This window comes from Gordonia sp. (in: high G+C Gram-positive bacteria), assembly GCF_047600565.1.
Lineage (GTDB): Bacteria > Actinomycetota > Actinomycetes > Mycobacteriales > Mycobacteriaceae > Gordonia.
In genome coordinates, this window is the sequence record NZ_JASGKN010000001.1 from 2,876,559 (window position 1) to 2,898,149 (window position 21,591).

Annotated in this window: 24 protein-coding genes and 1 pseudogene; 19 read left to right on the forward strand and 6 right to left on the reverse strand. The window is 68.9% G+C overall.

The features are described 5' to 3' along the window. The first annotated feature begins 56 nt into the window (after positions 1-56). From rpsM to truA, 6 genes are all read left to right on the forward strand, one after another. The gene (rpsM, locus tag QM774_RS14130; protein WP_414976482.1) at positions 57-425 is read left to right on the forward strand and encodes a 30S ribosomal protein S13; all 369 of its coding nucleotides are present in this window, start codon (positions 57-59) and stop codon (positions 423-425) included. Beyond that, on the forward strand, positions 425-832 hold the full coding sequence (rpsK, locus tag QM774_RS14135; RefSeq protein WP_414976483.1) for a 30S ribosomal protein S11: 408 nt from the start codon (positions 425-427) through the stop codon (positions 830-832). Before rpsM ends, rpsK begins: the two co-directional genes overlap by 1 nt. Positions 833-855: 23 nt before the next feature. Beyond that, positions 856-1,461: a 30S ribosomal protein S4 gene (gene rpsD / locus QM774_RS14140; protein WP_414976484.1), complete on the forward strand. Its 606-nt coding sequence runs from the start codon at positions 856-858 to the stop codon at positions 1,459-1,461. An 80-nt stretch (positions 1,462-1,541) separates the two neighbouring features. Continuing rightward, positions 1,542-2,594 carry a DNA-directed RNA polymerase subunit alpha gene (locus QM774_RS14145; protein WP_414976485.1) on the forward strand — a complete coding sequence of 351 codons (1,053 nt, stop codon included), beginning with the start codon at positions 1,542-1,544 and terminating at the stop codon, positions 2,592-2,594. Between the two features lie 27 nt (positions 2,595-2,621). After that, positions 2,622-3,203 carry a 50S ribosomal protein L17 gene (gene rplQ / locus QM774_RS14150; RefSeq protein WP_414976486.1) on the forward strand — a complete coding sequence of 194 codons (582 nt, stop codon included), beginning with the start codon at positions 2,622-2,624 and terminating at the stop codon, positions 3,201-3,203. A gap of 24 nt (positions 3,204-3,227) precedes the next feature. Continuing rightward, entirely contained in the window at positions 3,228-4,109 is an 882-nt protein-coding gene (gene truA, locus QM774_RS14155; protein WP_414976487.1) for a tRNA pseudouridine(38-40) synthase TruA, read from the forward strand. 70 nt (positions 4,110-4,179) lie between these two features. Here truA and QM774_RS14160 read toward each other — a convergent pair whose 3' ends face one another. The 4 genes from QM774_RS14160 to QM774_RS14175 form a co-directional block, all read right to left on the reverse strand. Further along, positions 4,180-4,683: a hypothetical protein gene (locus QM774_RS14160; RefSeq protein WP_414976488.1), complete on the reverse strand. Its 504-nt coding sequence runs from the start codon at positions 4,681-4,683 to the stop codon at positions 4,180-4,182. Beyond that, positions 4,680-5,201 carry an NINE protein gene (locus QM774_RS14165; RefSeq protein ID WP_414976489.1) on the reverse strand — a complete coding sequence of 174 codons (522 nt, stop codon included), beginning with the start codon at positions 5,199-5,201 and terminating at the stop codon, positions 4,680-4,682. Before QM774_RS14165 ends, QM774_RS14160 begins: the two co-directional genes overlap by 4 nt. A gap of 57 nt (positions 5,202-5,258) precedes the next feature. Next, positions 5,259-6,314, reverse strand: coding sequence for an alpha/beta fold hydrolase (locus tag QM774_RS14170; protein WP_414976490.1), 1,056 nt, complete (start codon positions 6,312-6,314; stop codon positions 5,259-5,261). Between the two features lie 84 nt (positions 6,315-6,398). Beyond that, positions 6,399-7,538: an AAA family ATPase gene (locus QM774_RS14175; RefSeq protein WP_414976491.1), complete on the reverse strand. Its 1,140-nt coding sequence runs from the start codon at positions 7,536-7,538 to the stop codon at positions 6,399-6,401. 123 nt (positions 7,539-7,661) lie between these two features. Between QM774_RS14175 and QM774_RS14180 the strand changes: the two genes are divergently transcribed. The 10 genes and pseudogenes from QM774_RS14180 to ahcY all read left to right on the forward strand — a co-directional run bounded on the left by QM774_RS14180 (position 7,662) and on the right by ahcY (position 15,715). Next, positions 7,662-7,976, forward strand: coding sequence for a hypothetical protein (locus QM774_RS14180; RefSeq protein ID WP_414976492.1), 315 nt, complete (start codon positions 7,662-7,664; stop codon positions 7,974-7,976). Between the two features lie 70 nt (positions 7,977-8,046). Further along, positions 8,047-8,361 (forward strand): annotated as a pseudogene (locus tag QM774_RS14185) (YbaB/EbfC family nucleoid-associated protein); the annotation flags it as partial. After that, the gene (locus tag QM774_RS14190; protein ID WP_414976493.1) at positions 8,358-8,660 is read left to right on the forward strand and encodes a hypothetical protein; all 303 of its coding nucleotides are present in this window, start codon (positions 8,358-8,360) and stop codon (positions 8,658-8,660) included. The pseudogene QM774_RS14185 and the gene QM774_RS14190, both read left to right, overlap by 4 nt. Further along, on the forward strand, positions 8,657-9,826 hold the full coding sequence (locus tag QM774_RS14195; protein ID WP_414976494.1) for a hypothetical protein: 1,170 nt from the start codon (positions 8,657-8,659) through the stop codon (positions 9,824-9,826). Before QM774_RS14190 ends, QM774_RS14195 begins: the two co-directional genes overlap by 4 nt. After that, positions 9,823-10,143, forward strand: a complete 321-nt coding sequence (locus QM774_RS14200) for a WXG100 family type VII secretion target (protein ID WP_414976495.1) — start codon at positions 9,823-9,825, stop codon at positions 10,141-10,143. The genes QM774_RS14195 and QM774_RS14200 overlap by 4 nt, the downstream gene beginning before the upstream one ends. A 32-nt stretch (positions 10,144-10,175) precedes the next feature. Further along, positions 10,176-10,472, forward strand: coding sequence for a WXG100 family type VII secretion target (locus QM774_RS14205; protein WP_414976496.1), 297 nt, complete (start codon positions 10,176-10,178; stop codon positions 10,470-10,472). A 110-nt stretch (positions 10,473-10,582) separates the two neighbouring features. Further along, positions 10,583-11,503 (forward strand): cation diffusion facilitator family transporter, encoded by a 921-nt coding sequence (locus tag QM774_RS14210; RefSeq protein WP_414976497.1) that lies wholly within the window; start codon positions 10,583-10,585, stop codon positions 11,501-11,503. Then, positions 11,500-12,645: a transporter substrate-binding domain-containing protein gene (locus tag QM774_RS14215; RefSeq protein ID WP_414976498.1), complete on the forward strand. Its 1,146-nt coding sequence runs from the start codon at positions 11,500-11,502 to the stop codon at positions 12,643-12,645. The genes QM774_RS14210 and QM774_RS14215 overlap by 4 nt, the downstream gene beginning before the upstream one ends. A gap of 77 nt (positions 12,646-12,722) precedes the next feature. Beyond that, positions 12,723-14,228 carry an APC family permease gene (locus QM774_RS14220; RefSeq protein ID WP_414976499.1) on the forward strand — a complete coding sequence of 502 codons (1,506 nt, stop codon included), beginning with the start codon at positions 12,723-12,725 and terminating at the stop codon, positions 14,226-14,228. A gap of 32 nt (positions 14,229-14,260) precedes the next feature. Further along, positions 14,261-15,715 carry an adenosylhomocysteinase gene (gene ahcY, locus QM774_RS14225; protein ID WP_414976500.1) on the forward strand — a complete coding sequence of 485 codons (1,455 nt, stop codon included), beginning with the start codon at positions 14,261-14,263 and terminating at the stop codon, positions 15,713-15,715. Positions 15,716-15,786: 71 nt separating this feature from the next. On the opposite strand, the gene QM774_RS14230 is transcribed toward ahcY, so the two are convergent. Both QM774_RS14230 and QM774_RS14235 read right to left on the reverse strand, forming a co-directional pair. Beyond that, positions 15,787-16,431, reverse strand: a complete 645-nt coding sequence (locus QM774_RS14230; RefSeq protein ID WP_414976501.1) for a dTMP kinase — start codon at positions 16,429-16,431, stop codon at positions 15,787-15,789. Between the two features lie 20 nt (positions 16,432-16,451). Further along, positions 16,452-17,363, reverse strand: a complete 912-nt coding sequence (locus tag QM774_RS14235) for a hypothetical protein (RefSeq protein WP_414976502.1) — start codon at positions 17,361-17,363, stop codon at positions 16,452-16,454. Positions 17,364-17,503: 140 nt separating this feature from the next. On the opposite strand from QM774_RS14235, the gene mtrA reads away from it, so the two are divergent. Genes mtrA through QM774_RS14250 form a run of 3 tightly spaced genes read left to right on the forward strand, consistent with a single transcriptional unit; the run spans position 17,504 to position 21,545 of the window. Beyond that, entirely contained in the window at positions 17,504-18,190 is a 687-nt protein-coding gene (gene mtrA / locus QM774_RS14240; protein ID WP_414976503.1) for an MtrAB system response regulator MtrA, read from the forward strand. Positions 18,191-18,219: 29 nt separating this feature from the next. Further along, positions 18,220-19,830, forward strand: coding sequence for an MtrAB system histidine kinase MtrB (gene mtrB / locus QM774_RS14245; protein WP_414976668.1), 1,611 nt, complete (start codon positions 18,220-18,222; stop codon positions 19,828-19,830). Then, the gene (locus QM774_RS14250) at positions 19,827-21,545 is read left to right on the forward strand and encodes an LpqB family beta-propeller domain-containing protein (RefSeq protein ID WP_414976504.1); all 1,719 of its coding nucleotides are present in this window, start codon (positions 19,827-19,829) and stop codon (positions 21,543-21,545) included. The genes mtrB and QM774_RS14250 overlap by 4 nt, the downstream gene beginning before the upstream one ends. Positions 21,546-21,591 lie beyond the last annotated feature (46 nt).

Here is a 21,591-nt window from a genome sequence, read left to right on the forward strand (position 1 = left end):
ACGCAGAGTTCGGGACGGACTGGGAGCAGACCTCTGACAAGTGAAGGAATCGCCACATGGCACGTGTTGCAGGTGTGGACCTCCCCCGCGAAAAGCGGCTGGAGATCGCACTGACATACATCTACGGAGTTGGTCGTACCACCTCCAAGGAGATCCTCGACGGGACCGGTCTCTCGGCCGATCTGCGCGCGAAGGATCTCACTGACGCCGACGTCTCGAAGCTCCGCGAGTACATCGAGGCCAACGTGAAGGTCGAGGGCGACCTGCGCCGCGAGGTGCAGGCCGACATCCGACGCAAGATCGAGATCGGCTGCTACCAGGGTCTGCGTCATCGTCGCGGCCTGCCGGTCCACGGTCAGCGCACCAAGACCAATGCGCGCACGCGTAAGGGCCCGAAGAAGACCATCGCCGGAAAGAAGAAGTAATGCCTCCGAAGTCACGCGCTGCCGGGCCCAAGAAGGGCACTCGCCGTCGCGATAAGAAGAACGTTCCGCTCGGGCACGCTCACATCAAGTCGACGTTCAACAACACCATCGTCTCGATCACCGACCCCGAGGGCAACGTGATCAGCTGGGCCTCGTCGGGCCACGTGGGCTTCAAGGGCTCGCGTAAGAGCACGCCGTTCGCGGCGCAGCTCGCCGCCGAGAACGCCGCCCGCAAGGCGCAGGAGAACGGCGTCAAGAAGGTCGACGTGTTCGTCAAGGGACCGGGTTCGGGTCGTGAGACCGCCATCCGGTCGCTGCAGGCAGCCGGCCTCGAGGTCGGCACCATCTCCGACGTGACCCCGCAGCCCCACAACGGCTGCCGTCCGCCCAAGCGGCGCCGGGTCTAAGCGAGAGGGAGGAAGAGAAACCAATGGCTCGTTACACCGGCCCCGCAACCAAGAAGTCCCGTCGACTCCGCGTCGACCTCGTCGGAGGCGACAAGTCCTTCGAGCGTCGCCCGTACCCGCCCGGCCAGCACGGTCGCGCGCGTATCAAGGAGACCGAGTACCTGCTCCAGCTGCAGGAGAAGCAGAAGGCTCGCTTCACCTACGGCGTCATGGAGAAGCAGTTCCGTCGCTACTACGAGGAGGCCAACCGCCGCTCGGGTAAGACCGGCGACGAGCTGCTGAAGATCCTCGAGACCCGACTGGACAACGTCGTGTACCGCGCGGGTATCGCGCGCACCCGTCGTCAGGCCCGCCAGATGGTCAGCCACGGCCACTTCACCGTGAACGGCGTTCGCGTGGATGTGCCCAGCTACCGCGTCGGCCAGTACGACATCATCGACGTCCGCCCGAAGTCGCTGCAGACCACCCCGTTCCAGATCGCCCAGGAGACCCTCGGCGACCGTCCGGTTCCGGCGTGGCTGCAGGTGGTTCCTTCGACCCTGCGCATCCTCGTGCACAACGTGCCCGAGCGTGAGCAGATCGAGGTCCCGCTGACCGAGCAGCTCATCGTCGAGTTCTACAGCAAGTAATCAACCCAGCAGTCAGCTAACTGCCGGGTCCACCCTCGAGACCGTCATATAGCGGGCGGTCGAAGGAGAAGTCCACACCAATGCTCATTTCACAGCGACCGACTCTGTCCGAAGAGGTCATCGCCGAGAACCGTTCCAAGTTCGTCATCGAACCGCTGGAGCCGGGCTTCGGCTACACCCTCGGCAACTCGCTGCGGCGCACCCTGCTGTCGTCCATCCCGGGCGCAGCGGTCACCAGCATCCGCATCGACGGCGTCCTGCACGAGTTCACCACCGTTCCCGGCGTGAAGGAGGATGTCACCAACATCATCCTGAACCTGAAGGGCCTCGTGGTCAGCTCGGACGAGGACGAGCCGGTCACCATGTACGTCCGCAAGCAGGGTCCGGGTGAAGTCACCGGTGCCGACATCGTGCCGCCGGCCGGTGTCACCGTGCACAATCCGGATCTGCACATCGCGACCCTCAACGACAAGGGCAAGCTCGAGATCGAGCTCGTCGTCGAGCGGGGCCGCGGCTACGTGCCGGCCGTGCAGAACAAGGCCACGGGTGCCGAGATCGGCCGTATCCCGGTCGACTCGATCTACTCGCCGGTCCTGAAGGTGACCTACAAGGTCGAGGCCACCCGCGTCGAGCAGCGCACCGACTTCGATCGTCTGGTGCTCGACGTGGAGACGAAGAACTCCATCACCGCGCGTGACGCCCTGGCGTCGGCCGGCAAGACCCTGGTCGAGCTGTTCGGCCTGGCACGTGAGCTCAACGTCGAGGCCGAGGGCATCGAGATCGGTCCGTCGCCCGCCGAGGCCGATCACATCGCCGCGTTCAGCCTTCCGATCGAAGATCTGGAGCTGACCGTCCGCTCGTACAACTGCCTGAAGCGTGAGGGCGTCCACACCGTCGGCGAGCTGGTCGCTCGTACCGAATCGGACCTGCTGGACATCCGCAACTTCGGTCAGAAGTCGATCGACGAGGTGAAGGTGAAGCTTCACGGTCTGGGTCTGTCCCTCAAGGACAGCCCGGCCAGCTTCGATCCGTCGCAGGTCGCCGGTTACGACCCGGCCACCGGCACCTGGAGCGATGAGGCTTCGTACACCGACGACGCGGGCGAGGACTTCGCCGAGACCGAGCAGCTGTAGCTCACGAACACCTCCTAGGAGAGAACAATGCCCAAGCCCACTAAGGGTGCCCGTCTCGGCGGGTCGGCCAGCCACCAGAAGGCGATTCTGGCCAATCTGGCGACCGCGCTCTTCGAGCACGACCGCATCACCACCACCGAAGCCAAGGCGAAGCGTCTGCGTCCCTACGCCGAGAAGCTCATCACCCAGGCGAAGGCCGGCCAGCTGGCCAACCGCCGCAACGTGATGAAGGACCTCCGCAACCAGGACGTCATTCACAAGCTGTTCGACGAGATCGGCCCGTTCTACTCGGACCGTGACGGTGGCTACACCCGCATCATCAAGGTCGAGAACCGGAAGGGCGACAACGCCCCGATGGCCGTCATCGAGCTGGTGAAGGAGCGGACCGCGTCGTCGGAGGCTTCGCGTTCCACGCGCGCCGCCGCGTCCAAGAAGGCTGCCGCCGCGAAGGCCGACAAGCCGGCTGACGAGGCCGCTGAGGCGCCTGTCGCCGACGAGGCTGACGACAACGTCGTCGAGGCCGTCGAGGACAAGGCCGATGACGCCGCTGTCGAGAACGCCGATGCGGTCGCCGACGAAGACGGCGACGCTTCGGCTGACGAGAAGTAAGCGAGCGCGCTGAGCGCCACGCCCATGAACGAGCCCGCCACCGGTACCTCCGGCGGCGGGCTCGTTCGTCTGCGTCTCCTGATCGGCTACGACGGCACCGACTTCGCCGGATGGGCGACGCAGCCCGGGCGCCGCACGGTGTGCGAGACCCTCGAGTCGACTCTGTCGACGGTGCTGCGGGCGCCGGTGCGCCTGACCGTCGCCGGACGCACCGATGCCGGGGTGCACGCCACCGGGCAGGTGGCCCACTGCGATGTGCCGGCGGTGTCTCTGCAGTCCCGCTCCATCGACGGCGATCCGTCGCGGCTGGTGCGGCGGCTCGCGAAGATGCTCCCCGACGACGTCCGGGTGAAGGCCGTCGACGCGGTCGTCGACGACTTCGACGCCCGCTTCTCGGCCCTGTCCCGCAGCTACACGTACCGGCTCACCGACGCCCGGTGGGGTGCCGAACCGCTGTCTGCGCGGACCACCGCCGACTGGACGCGCGCCCTGGACGTGGACGCCATGAATGCCGCCTCCGCGAGTCTGGTGGGTCTGCACGACTTCGCCGCGTTCTGCCGGTACCGGGAGGGTTCGACGACCATCCGGGAACTGCAGTGCTTCACCTGGATCCGTGACGGTGACGTCCTGACCGCGACCGTGCAGGCCGACGCGTTCTGCTGGTCGATGGTGCGGTCGCTGGTCGGTGCGGTCGCCAGCGTGGGCGACGGCCGCCGGAACCTCGACTGGTGCCGCGCGCTGCTGCAGGCGACGTCACGCAGCGCCGAGGTACCGGTCGCGCAGGCACGAGGGCTCACCCTCTCCCGCGTCGACTACCCGCCGGAATCGGAGTGGACGGCCCGCAACGCCCGCACCCGCGACGTGCGCCGTGCCGACGACGTCGACGGCGGCTGCTGCGGCACCTGATCGGCGGCACAGGCGCAACGGTGCCGTGTGCCGTCAGATGCCGGCCGTGAACGACACCGGAGACCGGGACTCAGCCGTTGATCTGGGCGACCGACCGCGCATAGTTCACGCGCGCCGACACGTCCGCCATGGTGGCCGGCGACGTCGCCGGAATGTTGGTGACGTGCTGTACGCCGTTGGTGCCCCGGACGACGACCTGAACGAAGCCGGTGGTCGTCCTGTCCTTCATGAGCAGGAAGAACAGGCTGAAAACACAGACGAGGAAGAATCCGACGAGGGCGAGCACGAGGCCGACCGTCGACATCTTCTCCGTGGTCGTGGACATGTCGGTGACGGCCCATTGTGAACCCTTGACCGGAAAGGTTCCGGTGGGAGTGATCACCTGGTTCTGCGTCACGACGACGTCGCCGATCTGGACCAGTGGCTGCTCCATGATCGGCTGGCCGCTGCCGGGCATCGCCATCGGCTGCTGCGGCATGTTCGGCTGGAACGGAACCCCCGCGGGAGGGCCGGGGAACGGTTGCTGGGGGCCGGTCGGCGGCTGTTGGGGTCCCGGATAGGGCGGCTGGGTCATCGAAGCGGCCTTCCCTGGGCATCGGGGACCTTGCCGGTGAACATCATGATCGCGTCGACCAGTGCCCAGATACCGACGCCGACGACCAGGATCAGGCCGATACCGAAGATCCACGACGTGAGCCACCCGAGCAGGGTCAGGCACAACTGGGCGGCGCCGATACCCGAGTAGCCGAGGTAGAAGCGGCCCACACCGAATCCGCCGAGGAGCAGCTGCAGGAGTCCAGCGGTGGTCTTGTCCTTGTCGGAGTAGCCGGCCGCAGCCAGCGGCGTCGCGCCGTACGCGACCGGATAACCCGGTGCGAGCGGCTGACCGGGGTACTGGCCCGGGTACGGCTGCTGCGGCTGGCTGTAGACGGGCTGCGGCTGACCGTACGGCTGCTGCGGGTGCGCGTACGGATTCACCGGGTACGGCTGCTGTGCCTGCGGATAGGCCTGCGGGATGTTCGGATCCTGGTACGGGACGGGATTCTGCGGACCGGGAGCACCGCCGTGCTGCGGTTGCTGGGGGTAGCTCATCACCGAATCATCCCATACCGTGATGCATGTCATCCGAACGGATGAGGGTGACCTCAGTCAGCTCGCGTTGCGTTCGTCCTCCATGGCCAGGCGCACCTGGTCGAGCAGCTTCTGATCGCCGTCGAATCCGTCGATGCGCTGCCCCGACGACATCAGTTCGCGCCACCGGACCGGATCGAACTCGATCGGATCGGTGAGTGCGATGAAGTCTTCGACCAGGCCGACGAAACGTTCCGGATCGTCGTGGAACGGGAAATGCCCGGAACCGGGGAACATCTCCACCTGGGCGCTGGGAACGACCGCACCGAACAGTTCGGCATGACGGGCCGGAATCACCGGGTCGCGGTCGCCCCAGATCATCAGCAGCGGCAGGTTCTCCACCGAATGCGCCCGGTCGAGGGTGGTGATCGACTGGCCGCGCCAGTCCACCGCCGACCGCAGCGTCCGCACGAACGCGGCCTGCGCCTCGGAGTCGGTCAGATCTCCCACCACGCGCAGCAGATCCGGATGGTCGACGAACCAGTGGCGGGGCGCCAGCCGCTCGGGCAGTCCGGCGGAGTCGTCGATGCGGCTCAGCGCCCTCGCGGTGCCGCGCAGTGCCGGCAGCACGCCGGGGAGCGACAGCGCCCGCATGACGGTGCGCGCCCCGGGCAGTGCCGCCATGCGCAGGAACGGGGTGACGCCGTCGCTCACCCCACCCGGCGCGACCAGCACCGCGCGCTCCACGAAGCGCGGGAACTGGTAGCAGAACTGCATGGCCACGCCGCCGCCGAGCGAATGCCCGACCACCGTGACCTTGGAGATGCCGAGCACCACCAGAAGATCTCGCATGCCGTTGGCGAACGCCGCCACCGAATAGTCGGCGCGCGGCTTGTCCGAGAGGCCGTGGCCGAGGAGATCCGGCGCGATCACGGTGTGCGTTCGCGCGAGGTCGCCGATCACCTCGTCCCAGGTGGACGAGTTGTCGGTGATGCCGTGGATCAGCAGGATCGCCGGACCGCTGCCCGCGATGCGGAACGCACGGCGATACCCGTGGATCGTCCGGTACTCGAGACGCACCGGGGGAGTCGGCACGGCGGTGGCCGCCGTCGCCGAGGTCTCGGGGGCTGACATGTGACCTCCTGTCACCGGCCGGCCGCCGGTGCTTCAGCCTCCATTCAACCGCAGGACTCCCGGATACGCGCGGCGAGTGACGCGTCAGTCGGGCAGGAACGGCGGGTGACGGCGCAGACTCGTGCCGCCGAAATCGTCGGCGATCACCGCGGCCAGCTCGACCAGACTCCGCCGGGTCCGCTTGTTCAGCAGTTCGAGGTCGACGTCGGCGCCCTCGGCGAGATGGTCGTCGAATCCGATCGTCTGAACCGCCCGGCACCGGCTGAGGAAGTGCTGCGCGAGCTGATCCATGTCGATGGCCGACGCCCCGGGCCGCGCCGAACTGAGCACCACCACCGCGCGACTGATCAGATGCCCGAACCCGTGCCCGGCCAGCCAGTCGAGTGTCGCGCCGGCACTGCGCGCGCCGTCGAGCGCCGGGGAACTGACGAGGATCACCGCGTCGGCCAGATCGAGGACGCCGGCCATCGCCGAATGACTCATCCCGGTGCCGCAATCGGTCAGGACCACGTTGTAGTAGCGCTGCAGAATCCGCATGACCCCGCGGTACTCGTCTTCGCTGAACGCCTCGGCGGCCGCCGGATCCCGTTCGGAGGCGAGCACTTCCAGCCGGCTCGGTGCCTGCGACGTATGGGCCCGGACATCCGAATACCGATGGATCGCCGGGTCGGCCAGCAGATCACGGACCGTCGACGTGGTCTGCGTCGGCACGCGCTGCGCGAGTGTGCCCAGATCGGGATTGGCGTCCACCGCGATCACGCGGTCCCCGCGCAACGCCGCGAACGTCGATCCCAGGCCGACCGTCGTGGTCGTCTTGCCGACGCCGCCCTTGAGCGACAGCACCGCGATCCGGTAGTCGCCGCGGACCGGGCGACGCACCCGGTCGAGCAGCTCCTGGTACTCCAGCTCTGCCGGCGATTCACCCGGATTGATCGCCCCCGCCGACAGCGTGTGCACCGCGCGCCGCCATCCGCCTGCCGGCGCCCGCCGCGCCTTGCGGAGCAACGCCACCTCGTCGAGCGCGGGGCCCGGTCCGGCGACGGCCGGCGTGACCGGTGCGGGGACAGCCGACGTGACCGGTGCGGGCACCGGTGGGCGGCGCAGCGGTGATCGCGTCGGCGCCGGCGGTGTGCGGTCGTCCGGTCCGCGCCGACGCTCGTGGGGCGGGCGCAGCCAGGGCGGCAGGGTGTCGGTGTCGGCGGTGTGCACGTCGTGGTCGGTCATGGTGATCCCCTCTCGTCCGGAGCCGGGGTGGTTCCGGTGCGGACGAACCTAGGAGTGTCCGGGGGATGCCACGCGCACGACGGAGGAATGGAACCGAACTCGCCGCGCGTGCGTCTAAGCGGCATGGATCACTCCGCCGACGACCTCGTCCACGCCGCCTCGCCCTGCGGCGGCCTGACCGTGACCACCACTCCGGACGGCATTCCGGTGTCGGTGCGGATCGGTCGCGCACAGTTGTCCGTGACGCCGGAGCGGCTCGCGGCCCGCATCGTCGCGCTGTGTGCGGTGGCGCGGGCCGGTGCCGACCACCGGCATCGGCTGCACCTCATCGAGCGCGGCACCCCGGCGGAGACCCTCGACGCGCTCGGACTGGCGAGCAGACGCCGGGTGGTCGAACTGGAAGAGTCGGCGGCCGCCCTGTGGGGAGTACGTCGATGACGGCCTCTCTCGACGCGATCGTCGCCCACGCGGCCACCCGTCTGGAGATCCTCGCGCGCGCGCCCACGACGACCTCACCGCGCTCGCCGGGACCGGTTCGGCCGACGAAGGGCGGGTGGTGGCGACGGTCGACGCGACCGGCCGGCTCACCTCCCTGGTGCTCGCCGCCGGGGCGGCACACGGGGATCCTGCTCTGCTCGGTGAGGCGATCTGCGCGGCCGCCCGCGACGCCGCCGACGACGCCGATCGCCGCCGTTCGGAGATCACCGAGGCGTTCCTCGCCGAGTACCGCGACGACGTCGACCCGGCCGCGGGGCGTGTCGAGGGAACCGAACCGCGCTCCGCTGCGTCAGAACAGGACCGGGACGGGAAGGACCACCGATGACCGAGATGATCGTGCAGGCTCAGGCGGTGCACGGGTTCGCCGCGACGCAGACCGCACTCGCCACGGCGACCGGCGCGGCCGGTACCACCGACGCCGTCGCCCAGGGGGCGGCGATGGCGGCGGCGTTCGGACTGATCGGGCAGGAGTTCCTCGCCGCGTTCAGCGTCGCGCATGCCAATCACCTGGCGTCGGTGGCGGCGCTCGCCGGCGTGCAGTCGGCCAGTGCGGCGGCCGCGCTCGGCGGGCTGGCCGCGGTCCACGGCGCGGATGCGGTCGCGGCGGCCGGGGTGACCCGATGACCGCGCCGGCCGAACCGACCGTCGGCGAGCTCCTCGCACCGACCGGGCTGCCCGCACTTCTCGACCGGACACCGTCCGATCTGCTGGCCGGCCTCCCCGTTCCGCACCTGCCGGCACTCGATCCGGGGACGTTGCTGGCTCCCGTCCACGATCTTCTCGGCACCTTCGGTCACGGAACGCTCCCGGGCGGGGCGTTCGATCCCACCGTCACGCTCACCGGCGCGGCGCAGACGCTGGAGACCGGCATGACGACCGCTGCCGGGGCCCTGCGTGGTCTGGACGGCGTGTGGACGGGTGTCTCCGGGCCGGCCGCTGCCGCGAAGACGGCCCGGGCCTCGGCGGATTCGGGGGCTCTGGCGGCCCAGGGGACCGCCCTGTCCGCCGACGTCGAGGCCGCCCTGGCGATCGTGGCCGCCGGACTGGCCGAGCTTCAGGGGATCGCCGCCAAGACCGTCGCCGCCATCGCGGCCACCGGCCCACTGCTCGCGACGCCGCCCGGGCAGGCCGCTGCGGTCGGACTCGCCGCCGAAGGACTCGGGGAGGCTCTCGCCGTCGTCGCGGCCACCCGCGCCGAACTCGCTGGCCCCACCGCGTCCGTGATCGCGGCCGGAACGCCCGTACCGGTCACCGCGCCGCCCGCTACCGCGTCGGCGCTCACCGAGGCCGCCGACCTGCTGGAACGTGCGGCGCCGCTCATCACCGCCGGTGCGCAGTACCTGGCGAACCTGGGCGGTGCACCCGATACGGGTCCGCACGCCGGAGACCCGGCCACTCAACCGGCAGCACCGGTCGCGCCGGCCGTCACGGCGGCGGCATCGCCGGCAACCCCGGCCGCGACCCCGGCGACCCCGGCGCCGCCGACGGTGCGGCCCGCGACCGTGGGCATGCCGGGACCCGCCACGACCACCGAGCTGTCGATCCCTGAAGCACCGGTGACCGACCCGGTGGCCGTCGAACCACCGGCCGGCTGCCCGGTCAGCTCCGACGCACAGACGGCCACCGAATCGGCGCCCGCGCCCGGCTGGACCTGCCCGGCCGGCACACCGGGACAGCCGATGGCCGAGACGCGGCCCGGCGACGACATCGACCTCCGCTCCGGCGGCGGGACAGACGACCGGATCGGGCCGACCGTCGGCCCGGCGGTGACGAGAAGGAGTGACAGGTGAAACACGGATTGAATCTCGACGTACCCGGCGGACAGGCCGCCGCGTCGAGCATCAAAGGGATCGTCGGCGACATGCGCGGCATCATCGGGCGGATCAAAGCGTCGGCGGCCGGCGGCCTCTCGGACTGGGGAGGCACCGCCGCCCGCACGTTCGACCACACGCACACGGACTGGCATGCCACCGCGACACGGCTCGAGCAGGCCCTCGACGACATCGAGGCCAAGCTGACCACCGGCTTCCGGGGATACGACGACCAGGACGCCGCCGCCGGCAGCGCCATCACCCAGGCCGCCGCCGGCAGCCTGACCCTGCCCTGACCGGGCGCCACCATCGACACAAGGGGGAAATCATGACCGAACCGGTCATCCGCTACAACTTCGCCGGACTGGGGGATCTGTCCGGCGATCTCAAAGGACAATTCGCACAGCTCGAGGATCTCTCGGGGCAACTCAAACGCCAGGTGACCGCGCTGGCGGCACGCTGGGAATCCGGCGGCGCCGCCCAGTACCAGTCGGCGCAGAACCAATGGGACCGGCTCTTCGACGACGCCCGCATGCGTCTGGACGGTCTGGGTACCGGTGTCGCCAAAGCCAGCGCCCGCATGCAGGAGACCGATCAGCGCGTCGGACGGTCGTTCACCACCTGACGGCCGGCACCCCGCAATCCGGCCGAAACCGGGCGCGCGGCACTACTCTTGCAGAGTCGAGTGCCCGCGCGCCCGGTCCGGAGGGCCGGGTGGAGAGATAGAGAAGCCCGTTGTCTGCTGAAGGATCCAAGAAGGCGATCTTCGCCGCGCTCACCGCCAACGCGGGAATCGCGATCGCCAAGTTCATCGGCTGGGCGATCACCGGATCGTCGTCGATGCTCGCCGAAGGCGTGCACTCCATCGCGGACACCTCCAACCAGGGCCTCCTGCTGCTCGGCCAGAACCGCTCCAAGCGGGAAGCCGACAGACTGCACCCGTTCGGCTACGGCCGCGACCGCTACTTCTACTCGTTCGTCGTGGCCCTCGTGATCTTCAGCCTCGGCTCGCTGTTCGCCATCTACGAAGGCGTGCACAAGATCCAGCACGCCGGCGACCACGAACTCGAGTCGCCGTACGTCGCCATCGCGATCCTGGTGGTCGCCATCGCACTCGAGGGCTACAGCTTCCTCACCGCGATGAAGGAATCACGGCCACTCAAGGGCTCGTCGTCCTGGTGGCAGTTCATCCGCAACGCCCGCACCCCGGAACTGCCCGTCGTGCTGCTGGAAGACTCGGGTGCGCTCATCGGTCTGGTGCTCGCGCTGGCCGGCGTCGGTTTGAGCATGGCCACCGGTGATCCCGTCTGGGACGGCATCGGCACCCTGTGCATCGGTGTTCTGCTCGGCATGATCGCCATCGTGCTCATCGTCGAGATGAAGAGCCTGCTGATCGGTGAAGGCGCCACCGACGACGAGGATGCCGCCATCCGCACCGCGCTCCCCGGCGACGGCGTCGACCGCATCATCCACATGAAGACCCAGTACCTCGGACCCGACGAACTGATGCTCGCCGCGAAGATCGCCATCGCCCCCGGCAGCGACGCCACGTCCATCGCCAAGGCCATCGACGCCGCCGAGGCCCGCGTCCGCGCCGCCGTCCCGCAGACCCGCGTCATCTATCTCGAGCCCGACATCGACCGGGGAGAGCCGTGACCCGGCTGCTGCGGCGCGTCGTCGGCGCCGTCGCGGCACTGCTGATCGTCGCGCTGTCCGCGCTGAGCCCGGGCATGGTCGGACCGGTCCACGCCGCCCCGGGTGCACCCCGAGACGTCAAGGTCGCCATCCACCAGGTGATCCCGTTCGTCAACCCGATGGTCCCGGGACAGCAACCCACCGGATTCTCGATCGACCTGTGGGACGAGATCGCCCAGCGCAACAACTGGAACACCATCTGGGTCGACACTCCGGACGTGAAGGGGCAACTCGCCGCCGTCACCGACGGTCAGGCCGACACGGCCGTCGGCGCCGTCTCGATCACCGCGAAGCGGACCCAGGACTTCGACTTCACCCAGCCGTTCTTCAACGCTGGACTGCAGATCCTGGTGCCGGCGAGCAACAAGCACGAGGGCCCGAGTCTCGTGGGCTTCCTCAAGCTGCTGTTCACCTGGCAGATGCTGGTGTGGCTGGCCACGGCCGCCCTGCTCGGTCTGGTTCCCGCATTCCTCTACTGGCTGACCGAGCGCCGGCACCCGGACTCCGATGTCGACAGGGATTTCTTTCCCGGCATCTTCCAGTCCTACCGGCGCATGATCGGCTCGCTGGTCGGCGCCGGCGAAGCGAGTCCACGGCACCCGCTGACCATCGTGCTGGTGATCCTGTGGGCGTTCGTGGCGATCATCTTCACCTCGTTCTACACCGCGAACCTGAGCGCCGATCTGACGGTGAAGAGCCTGGACTCGGAGATCCAGTCGCCGCAGGACCTGGCCGGCAAGACCGTCGCCGGCCTCGAAGGCAGCACCGGCGACGACTATCTGAAGACGCTCGGCCTCGGCATGAAGTACTACCCGAACAATCGGGCTGCGATGGAAGCCGTCCGCGACGGTGTCGTCGACGCCGCCGTCCTCGACGCCCCCGTCGAGCAGTACTACGCCTCCCACGACGGCGCCGGCAAAGTCCAGACCACCGGCACCATCTTCGAACCCGAGGACTACGGCTTTCCGTTCAAGGTCGGCGACGACCTGCGCCGGCAGGTCGACAACGCCCTGCTCGGGATCCGCGAAGACGGCACCTACGACCGCCTCAAGACCGGATGGTTCGGCGACGAGAACAGCACCGCCGACGGCGGCGGCAACTGAGGGAACCGCGGCGACGGCACCGGACGGTTCGCTAACGTTGACGCGATCATTCGCCCTCTGACCGGAAGGCCGACCGCATGAGTCTCCTCTTCTCGCGGGTCAAGTCCGTCGAGCAGTCCATCGCCGACACCGACGAGCCGGACACCAAACTCCGTAAAGATCTGACCGCCGTCGACCTGACCGTCTTCGGTGTGGCCGTCGTGGTCGGCGCCGGCATCTTCACCACCACCGCGCGCACTGCCGGCAACGTGTCCGGACCGTCCGTGTCGGTGGCGTTCGTCCTCGCCGCGATCGCCTGCGGTCTGGCCGCCCTCTGCTACGCCGAGTTCGCCTCGACGGTCCCGGTCGCCGGCAGCGCCTACACGTTCTCGTACGCCACCTTCGGCGAGTTCGTCGCCTGGATCATCGGCTGGGATCTCATCCTCGAATTCGCGCTCGCCGCGTCGGTGGTCGCCAAAGGCTGGTCCCAATACCTCGGCAACGTGATCGGGGAGGGACACAATCTGATCGCCATCGGCGGCCACGAGTTCGACTGGGCGGCCGCCCTCCTGATCGCGGTGCTCACCGCGCTCCTGGCGCTGGGCACCAAGCTGTCGTCGATGGTGTCGCTGGTGATCACCGCCATCAAGGTGAGCGTGGTGCTGCTGGTGATCGTCGCCGGCCTGTTCTACATCAACACCAAGAACTATTCGCCGTTCATTCCGCCGGCCGAGCACACCGCCGACACCGGCAGCGGCATCCATCAGACGCTGTTCTCGTGGGTCACCGGCGCCGGCGACAGCACCTTCGGCTGGTACGGCCTGCTGGCGGCCGCCTCGCTCGTGTTCTTCGCATTCATCGGCTTCGACGTCGTCGCCACCACCGCCGAAGAGACCAAGGATCCGCAGAAGAACCTGCCGCGCGGCATCCTCGGATCCCTGGGCATCGTGACGGTGCTGTACGTCGGCGTCTCCCTGGTTCTGACCGGCATGGTGCCGTACACCGAGCTGAAGGGGAACTCCACGCTGGCGACCGCGTTCAAGGCGCACGGCGTCACCTGGGCCGAATGGGCCGTCAACATCGGTGCCCTCGCCGGCCTGACCACCGTCGTCATGGTGATGCTGCTCGGGCAGACGCGTGTCGGCTTCGCCATGGCCCGCGACGGTCTGCTGCCGCGCGGTCTCGCCAAGACCGGCAGCCGCGGCACCCCGGTGCGCTTCACCGTGCTGGTCGGCATCGTTTCCGGCGTGCTGGCGTTCGTCTTCCCGATGGGCACCCTCGAAGAGATGGTCAACATCGGCACCCTGTTCGCCTTCGTCCTCGTCAGCGTCGGCGTGATCGTGCTGCGTCGTACGCGCCCGGAACTGCCGCGCGGATTCCGGGTGCCCTTCATGCCGGTCGTGCCGATCCTGGCGGTCCTCGCCTGCGCCTGGCTGATGTTCAATCTGACCATCGAGACCTGGATCCGGTTCCTGGTGTGGATGGCGCTCGGCTTCGTGATCTACCTCGTGTACGGCCGCAGCCACTCGGTGGTCGGCCGGCGCCTCGCCGGCGACGCCGCGGCGGTCAATGCCGCCGCGTCCGCCCACCCGGACACCGACTAGCCTGGACCGCGAAACTCAACGAGAGGGAACAGATGACGGACGTCGACGTCACCAACGGACTCGAGTACAAGGTCGCCGACCTGTCGCTCGCCGAATACGGCCGCAAGGAGATCCGTCTGGCCGAACACGAGATGCCGGGCCTGATGGAGCTGCGCCGCGAATACGCGGACGTGCAGCCGCTGAAGGGTGCCCGCATCTCCGGTTCGCTGCACATGACCGTGCAGACCGCCGTCCTCATCGAGACGCTCGTCGATCTCGGCGCCGAGGTGCGCTGGGCGTCGTGCAACATCTTCTCCACCCAGGACGAGGCGGCGGCGGCCGTCGTCGTCGGCCCGAACGGCACCGAGGAGAAGCCCCAGGGTGTTCCGGTGTTCGCCTGGAAGGGCGAGACGCTCGACGAATACTGGTGGTGCGCGGAGAAGGCGCTGAACTGGCCGGGTGAGCCCGCCAACATGATTCTCGACGACGGCGGCGACGCCACCATGCTGGTGCTGCGCGGCGCCGAGTTCGAGAAGGCCGGCGTGGTGCCGCCCGCCGACGACGACCATCCCGCCGAATACAAGGTGTTCCTGGAGATGCTGCGCACGTCCTTCGAGGAGGATCCGCAGCGCTGGACGAAGGTCGCCGAGTCGGTGCAGGGCGTGACCGAGGAGACCACCACCGGTGTGCTGCGCCTCTACCAGTTCGCCGCCGCCGGTGACCTGAAGTTCCCGGCCATCAACGTCAACGATTCGGTCACCAAGAGCAAGTTCGACAACAAGTACGGCACCCGCCACTCGCTGATCGACGGCATCAACCGCGGCACCGACGTGCTGATCGGCGGCAAGAAGGCCCTCGTCTGCGGTTACGGCGACGTCGGCAAGGGCTGCGCCGAATCGCTGGCCGGGCAGGGCGCCCGAGTCCAGGTGACCGAGATCGACCCGATCAACGCGCTGCAGGCCCTGATGGACGGCTTCGACGTCGTCACCGTCGACGACGCGATCGGCGACGCCGACATCGTCATCACCTCGACCGGCAACCTGAGCATCATCACCTTCGAGCAGATGCAGAAGATGAAGAACCAGGCCATCCTCGGCAACATCGGCCACTTCGACAACGAGATCGACATGGCCGGCCTCGAAGGCGCCGAGGGCATGACCCGCATCAACATCAAGCCGCAGGTCGACCAGTGGGTGTTCCCGGACGGCCACAGCATCATCGTGCTGTCCGAGGGTCGTCTGCTGAACCTGGGTAACGCCACCGGCCACCCGTCGTTCGTGATGAGCAACAGCTTCTCGAACCAGGTCATCGCGCAGATCGAACTGTGGACCAAGAACGACGAGTACGACAACGAGGTCTACCGCCTCCCGAAGCACCTCGACGAGAAGGTCGCGCGGATCCACGTCGAGGCCCTCGGCGGCACGCTGACCAAGCTCACCAAGGAGCAGGCCGAATACATCGGTGTGGACGTCGAAGGGCCTTACAAGCCGGAGCACTACCGCTACTGAGGTCTTGTGGTCTCGATTACAGGGCGGTGCGCTCCGAGAGCTTCCTGCGGGGCGTGAAGACCGGATTTGGCTCAGCGGGCGGGATGGGTGACCAGTCCGAGAATCGCCTCGACGGCGTCGTCACTGTCGGCGACGGTCCACGGCGACACCCAGTTCGTCTCGGCCAACGCGAGATAGGCGCGGTAGACGCGGGTCTGGAGGTCGGCGTCGCGTTCGTAGACGTCCTTCGCGCGGGAGGCGTCGGCGGCGGCCCGGCCCTCGGCGCGCGACATCGCGACCTCCGGCGGGACGCCCAGTAACAGCTGGTGGTCGGGGACCGGCAACTCGAACCGTCCGAACTCCAGACTCCGGACCCATTCGACGACGTCGCCGTCCGGCCCCTCCGCCAGACGCGCGGCACTGTAGGCGGCGTTCGACGCCACATACCGGTCGCACAACACCAGATCGTGCGACGACTGCGCGGCGCGCAACGCGTCCCGGGAGTCGAGCCGGTCCAGGGCGAACAACGCGGCCATCGCGTACGCGTTGCCGGCCAGCGCATCGTGCTCGCCGTGCAACGCCGCCGACGCCAGATCGGCGGTCGCCGACCTCCGGTAGTTCGGGAAGGTGATCGTGGTCATGCGGACACCGCCCGCCGACGCCTCCTGCTCCACGCGGCGCACGAGCGTGTTCTTGCCGGCGCCGTCCAGGCCTTCGATCGCCACGAGGATTCCCACGCGACGATGGTAGCGGGGAGTCAGCGCCCCGACGGGGAGACCACACTCGCGTCCAGAACCACCGGCAGGATCGCCCACGGTCCATCGACCAGGTCACGGACCACCAGGTCCAGCGGGCCGGCATGGTCGGGAACCTCGTGCGGCACCACCTCCTCGGGTGCCACCGGCGCCTGCGGGGCGGGGACGTGATCGGGTTCGAGGACCACGTCGTGGTCGTCGGTGGTCGGGTAGTCCAGGTTCGGTGACGGCTCGTCGCACACGACCATCGTGAAGTCGCTCTCCGACCAGGCCTCCTCGAACTCGTCGATCGGCACGGCCAGCTCGTTGCCCTCCGGATGCCCGGTGTCCGACAGGTAGACCACCCCGGCCTCCTCGTCGATCTCGGTGACGACCACACAGTGATCGGCGCCGGCATCGGTGCCGCTCGCCTCGTCCATCGCCTCCTGGGTGGGATCCCAGTAGCCGGAGTCGATGGCGATCATCACGCCCCGCCCGTCCTCCAGCATGTCGTCGAGCTCGTCCATGCTGCCGGTCTCCAGGGTGGCGGGCACGCCGGCGGCGTCGAGCATCTCGACCCCGGCCTCCATGCTCATCCCGCCCGAGATGTCGCCCGGGTACAGACCGTGGTCCACGGCGTACTGGACGAAGGCGTCTTCGCTGTGGATGTCCTCGCCGGTGTATTCGGCGACGATCTGCGCGACGCTCGCCGGGACGCAGGTGCCGTTGACGGCCTGCTCGAACCAGTGGTCGGCGTACTCGTCCTTGTTGCCGGCGCCCAGCGGGGAGGTGTCGACGTCGTCGCCGAGCGCCACCGCATCGTCGTCGTACGCGTCGGCGCCGGCGGCGTCGAGACCGTCCAGGGCGGCCGGATCATGCAGATCGTGCAGATCGTCCAGCGTGTGGTCGGTCGACTCGTCGAAGACGTCGCTCATCATCGGTCCGTTCGTTCTCGGCGGAGGGTTTCTCCACATTAGAGGCGTCGGCCCGCCGAAATGTTCCCTCCGCCCGCATCCCGGCCGGTGACCGTCGGTGTCGGCGCGTCACCTGGGGTCACGCGGGCATCAGTGGAACGATGGTCGACATGACGCCCAGGATCCTGGTGGTGGACGACGATCCGTCGCTCGCCGAGATGCTCACCATCGCGCTGAAGAACGAAGGCTTCGAGCCGCACGTGGTCGCCGACGGCAGCCTGGCACTGCCCGCGGTGCGCGAGTTCCGGCCGGACCTGATCCTGCTCGACCTCATGCTGCCCGGCATGAACGGCATCGACGTGTGCCGTGCGGTGCGCGCCGAATCCGGTGTCCCGATCGTCATGCTGACCGCCAAGTCCGACACCGTGGACGTGGTCCTCGGCCTCGAGTCGGGCGCCGACGACTACATGGTCAAGCCGTTCAAGATGAAGGAACTCGTCGCCCGCATCCGTGCCCGGCTGCGCCGCACCGACGACGAGCCCGCCGAACTGCTCGCCATCGGGCCCGTCGAGATCGACGTCCCCGCGCATAAGGTGACCCGCGACGGCGTGCCGATCTCGCTCACTCCGCTCGAGTTCGACCTCCTCGTCGCCCTCGCCCGCAAGCCGCGGCAGGTGTTCACCCGCGACGTGCTTCTCGAACAGGTCTGGGGCTACCGGCATCCGGCCGACACCCGCCTGGTGAACGTCCACGTCCAGCGTCTGCGGGCCAAGGTCGAGACCGATCCGGAGAACCCGGAGATCGTCCTGACGGTGAGGGGAGTCGGCTACAAGGCCGGCCCGCCGTGATCGTTCGGCGCACCCTGAACAGCCGGCGCCTGAACCGCGCCGTCTCGTCCGCCCAGCGCACCGGGCACCGCGTCAGCCACACGTTCGGCATTCGGTGGCGCCGATCGCTGCAGCTGCGCGTCGTCGTCTCGACGCTGGTGCTGTCGTTCGTGGTGCTGCTGATCGTCGGCTTCCTGGTGATCAGCCAGATCACGGGGCGTCTGATGGACGACAAGCAAGCGGTCGCCCTCAACCAGCTGGAGCGCTCGCGCGCCCTGGTCGAGCGGGTGCTCACCTCCAACGACGCCAGCACCTCGGTCCAGACGCGCCTCGCGCGCGCCCGCGCATTGATGACCGACCAGGACGTGGAGAGCGCGCAGAGCACCACCGGCGCCGGATCGTTCGACACGGTGCTGATGGTGCCGGCCCCCAAGGACAACCCGGACGCGCAGCCCACCGGTGTGGGTCCCCTCGGTGAAGTGTCCCCGCAGCTGCAGCAGATGGTGGCGAGCGGGCAGGTCGCCAAGCAGTACACGACGGTCCACCGCGGCACCGACGACGTTCCGGCGCTCGTGGTGGGCACCCCGGTCGAATCGACCATCCCCGATCTCGAGCTCTATCAGGTGTTTCCGCTGGGCAGTGAGGAGAACACGGTCCGTCTGGTGCGCAGCACCCTGTTCCTGGGCGGTGTGGTGCTGCTGTTCCTGCTGGCCGCCATCGCCTGGCTGATCGCCCGCCAGGTGGTGGCGCCGCTGCGCGCCGCGTCGCGGGTGGCGGTCCGATTCGCCGACGGCCGCCTCAACGAACGCATGCCGGTCGAGGGTGAGGACGAGTTCGCCCGGCTGGCGACCTCGTTCAACGACATGGCCGAGAGCCTGCAGCGGCAGATCACGCACCTGGAGGAGTTCGGCAGTCTGCAACGCCAGTTCACCTCCGACGTCAGCCACGAACTGCGGACGCCGCTCACCACGGTGCGGATGGCTGCCGACATGCTCTACGACAACAAGGACGACCTCGACCCGGTGCAGAAGCGGTCGGTGGAGCTGCTCGACAAGGAACTCGAGCGGTTCGAGACGTTGCTGACCGAGCTGCTGGAGATCTCCCGGCACGACGCCGGCCAGGCGGAACTGTCGGCGGAGCAGATGGACGTGTCGATCCCGATCGAGGCGGCGCTGTCCACCGTGGAGCCGCTCGCCGCCGACACGGGCACCGAACTGGTGGTGGATCTGCCCGTCGAGCCGGTGCTCGCCGAGATCGATCCGCGCCGCGTGGAGCGGATCCTGCGCAACCTGCTCGCCAACGCCATCGACCACGGTGAACAGAAGCCGGTCACCCTCACCATGCGGTCGGACGGCGACGCGGTCGCCATCACCGTTCGGGACCAGGGCATCGGGCTCAAACCCGGTGAGGAGAAGCTCGTGTTCAACCGCTTCTGGCGGTCGGATCCGTCCCGGGTGCGACGCTCCGGCGGCACCGGTCTCGGACTGGCCATCAGTATCGAGGATGCCCGCCTGCACAACGGCCGGCTGGAGGCGGCGGGCGAACCCGGCGTCGGATCGTGCTTCCGGCTCACACTGCCGCTGGTGCGCGGTCACAAGCTCCTCGGCAGTCCGCTGCCCCTCAGCCCGAATCCGTCCTCGACGCCGGGAGGCGGCCGATGACCGGGCGCAGGGGAGCGGTCGCCGCGGTGCTGGCCGTCGTGGGTCTGCTGCTGACCGGCTGCGTGTCCATCCCGGACTCGTCGGCGCCGCAGCCCATCGAGGAGTTCAGCCGATCGCAGCCGGCGAACCTGGTGCCGGTGCCGCGCAACGGTGACGACCCGGAGACGCTGGTCCGCAACTTCGTGAAAGCGCAGTCGGATCCGGCGAGCGGACACAAGGCGGCACGACGTTTCATGACCGCCGGGGCCGGCAAACGCTGGGACGACCAGGGGCCGATGACCGTGCTGCGGGACGTGCAGGTGCTGGTCGACGAGCGCAGCGAGACTGCGGTGCGTCTGCGTCTGACCGGCCATCGAACCGGTGTGCTGGCCGCCAACGGTCAGCTGACCCCCGCCGACGGCGACATGGTGATCCCGTTGAACCTGACCCGCGATGCCAAACGCTGGCGGATCGACGGCGACCTGCCCGTCGGCAGCATCACCGACGACGCCCAGTTCGGGGCGTCCTACCGTTCGGCGGAACTGTTCTACGCCGACCGGACGGCGACGCACCTGGTCGGCGACCCGCGATGGATGTTCGGCAACACCGTCGACCCGACCGAGCTGGTGACCGGACTGTTCGCCGGCCCCGGATCGGATCTGTCCGGAGCGGTCGGCGCCATGGGCAGCGACCTGGAGCTGCGGGGTCCGGTCACCACCGATCACGACCAGGTGACCGTGAACCTGGGCGGCGTCTCCGATTCGGACACCCGCAACCGGACGGTGCTGGCCGCGCAGATCGTGTGGACGCTGGCCTCGGCCGGCATCCGCGGCACCTATCTGATCAACTCGGACGGCAGCCCGCTCGTCCCGGAACGCGCGGAGGGCTGGACCACCGCGGACGTCGCGGCGTTCAACCCGGACCCGGACTCCTCGGACTCCGACACCCTGCATCTGGTGCGTGCCGGAGGACTGTTCCGGGTGGGCGACTCGGGCGTCAAACCGGTGCCCGGTGCGCTCGGCGCAGCCCACGACCTGCGGTCCGCCGCCGTCTCGGCGGGCCAGGCGCGGGTGGCCGCGGTCGCCGACCGTGACGGTCGGCAGGTGCTGCTCGACGGTCCGTACGGCGGCGACGTCCGCGAGATCACCACCGGCGGGGCCATCACCACCCCGACGTTCGGTGCCTCCGACGACACCGCCTACACCCTGGTCGACGGCCGGCCCATGCAGTGGACCACCGAGGGGGACGCACCCAATCTGGTGCCGCTCGACATCGCCGCGGTGACCGCCGTCGACCCGTCGCCGATCACGTCGATCCGCGTCTCGCCGGACGGTGTGCGCGTGGCGCTGGTCGTCGGCGGCAAGGTGCTGCTCGCCGCGTTGGCGACCAATGATCGCGGCGTGCCGGCACTGACCGGCGTCCACCCCGCCTCGGTGGGTGTGAGCGATCCCGTCAGGGCGATCGGCTGGGGCGGTCGTACCACCGTCTACCTGGTTCGTGACAGCGACGACGCCCCGGTCATGCGGATCTCGGTGTCCGGTCTGCCGGCGTCGACCCTCGTCTCCGGCAACCTGAAGGCGCCGGTGTCCGCGGTGTCCGCGACCCGCGCCAAGGTCTATGCCGCCGACAGCCGCGGCGTGATGGAACTGGGCACCTCGGCGTCCAGCACCGATCAGTACTGGACGTCCGTGAACGGCGCCGAAACGGGCACCGTTCCGGTCACGCCCTCGGGCTGACCGCGCCTGTGGACGGTCAACGACGTCGCCGGCCCCGGCCGACGAG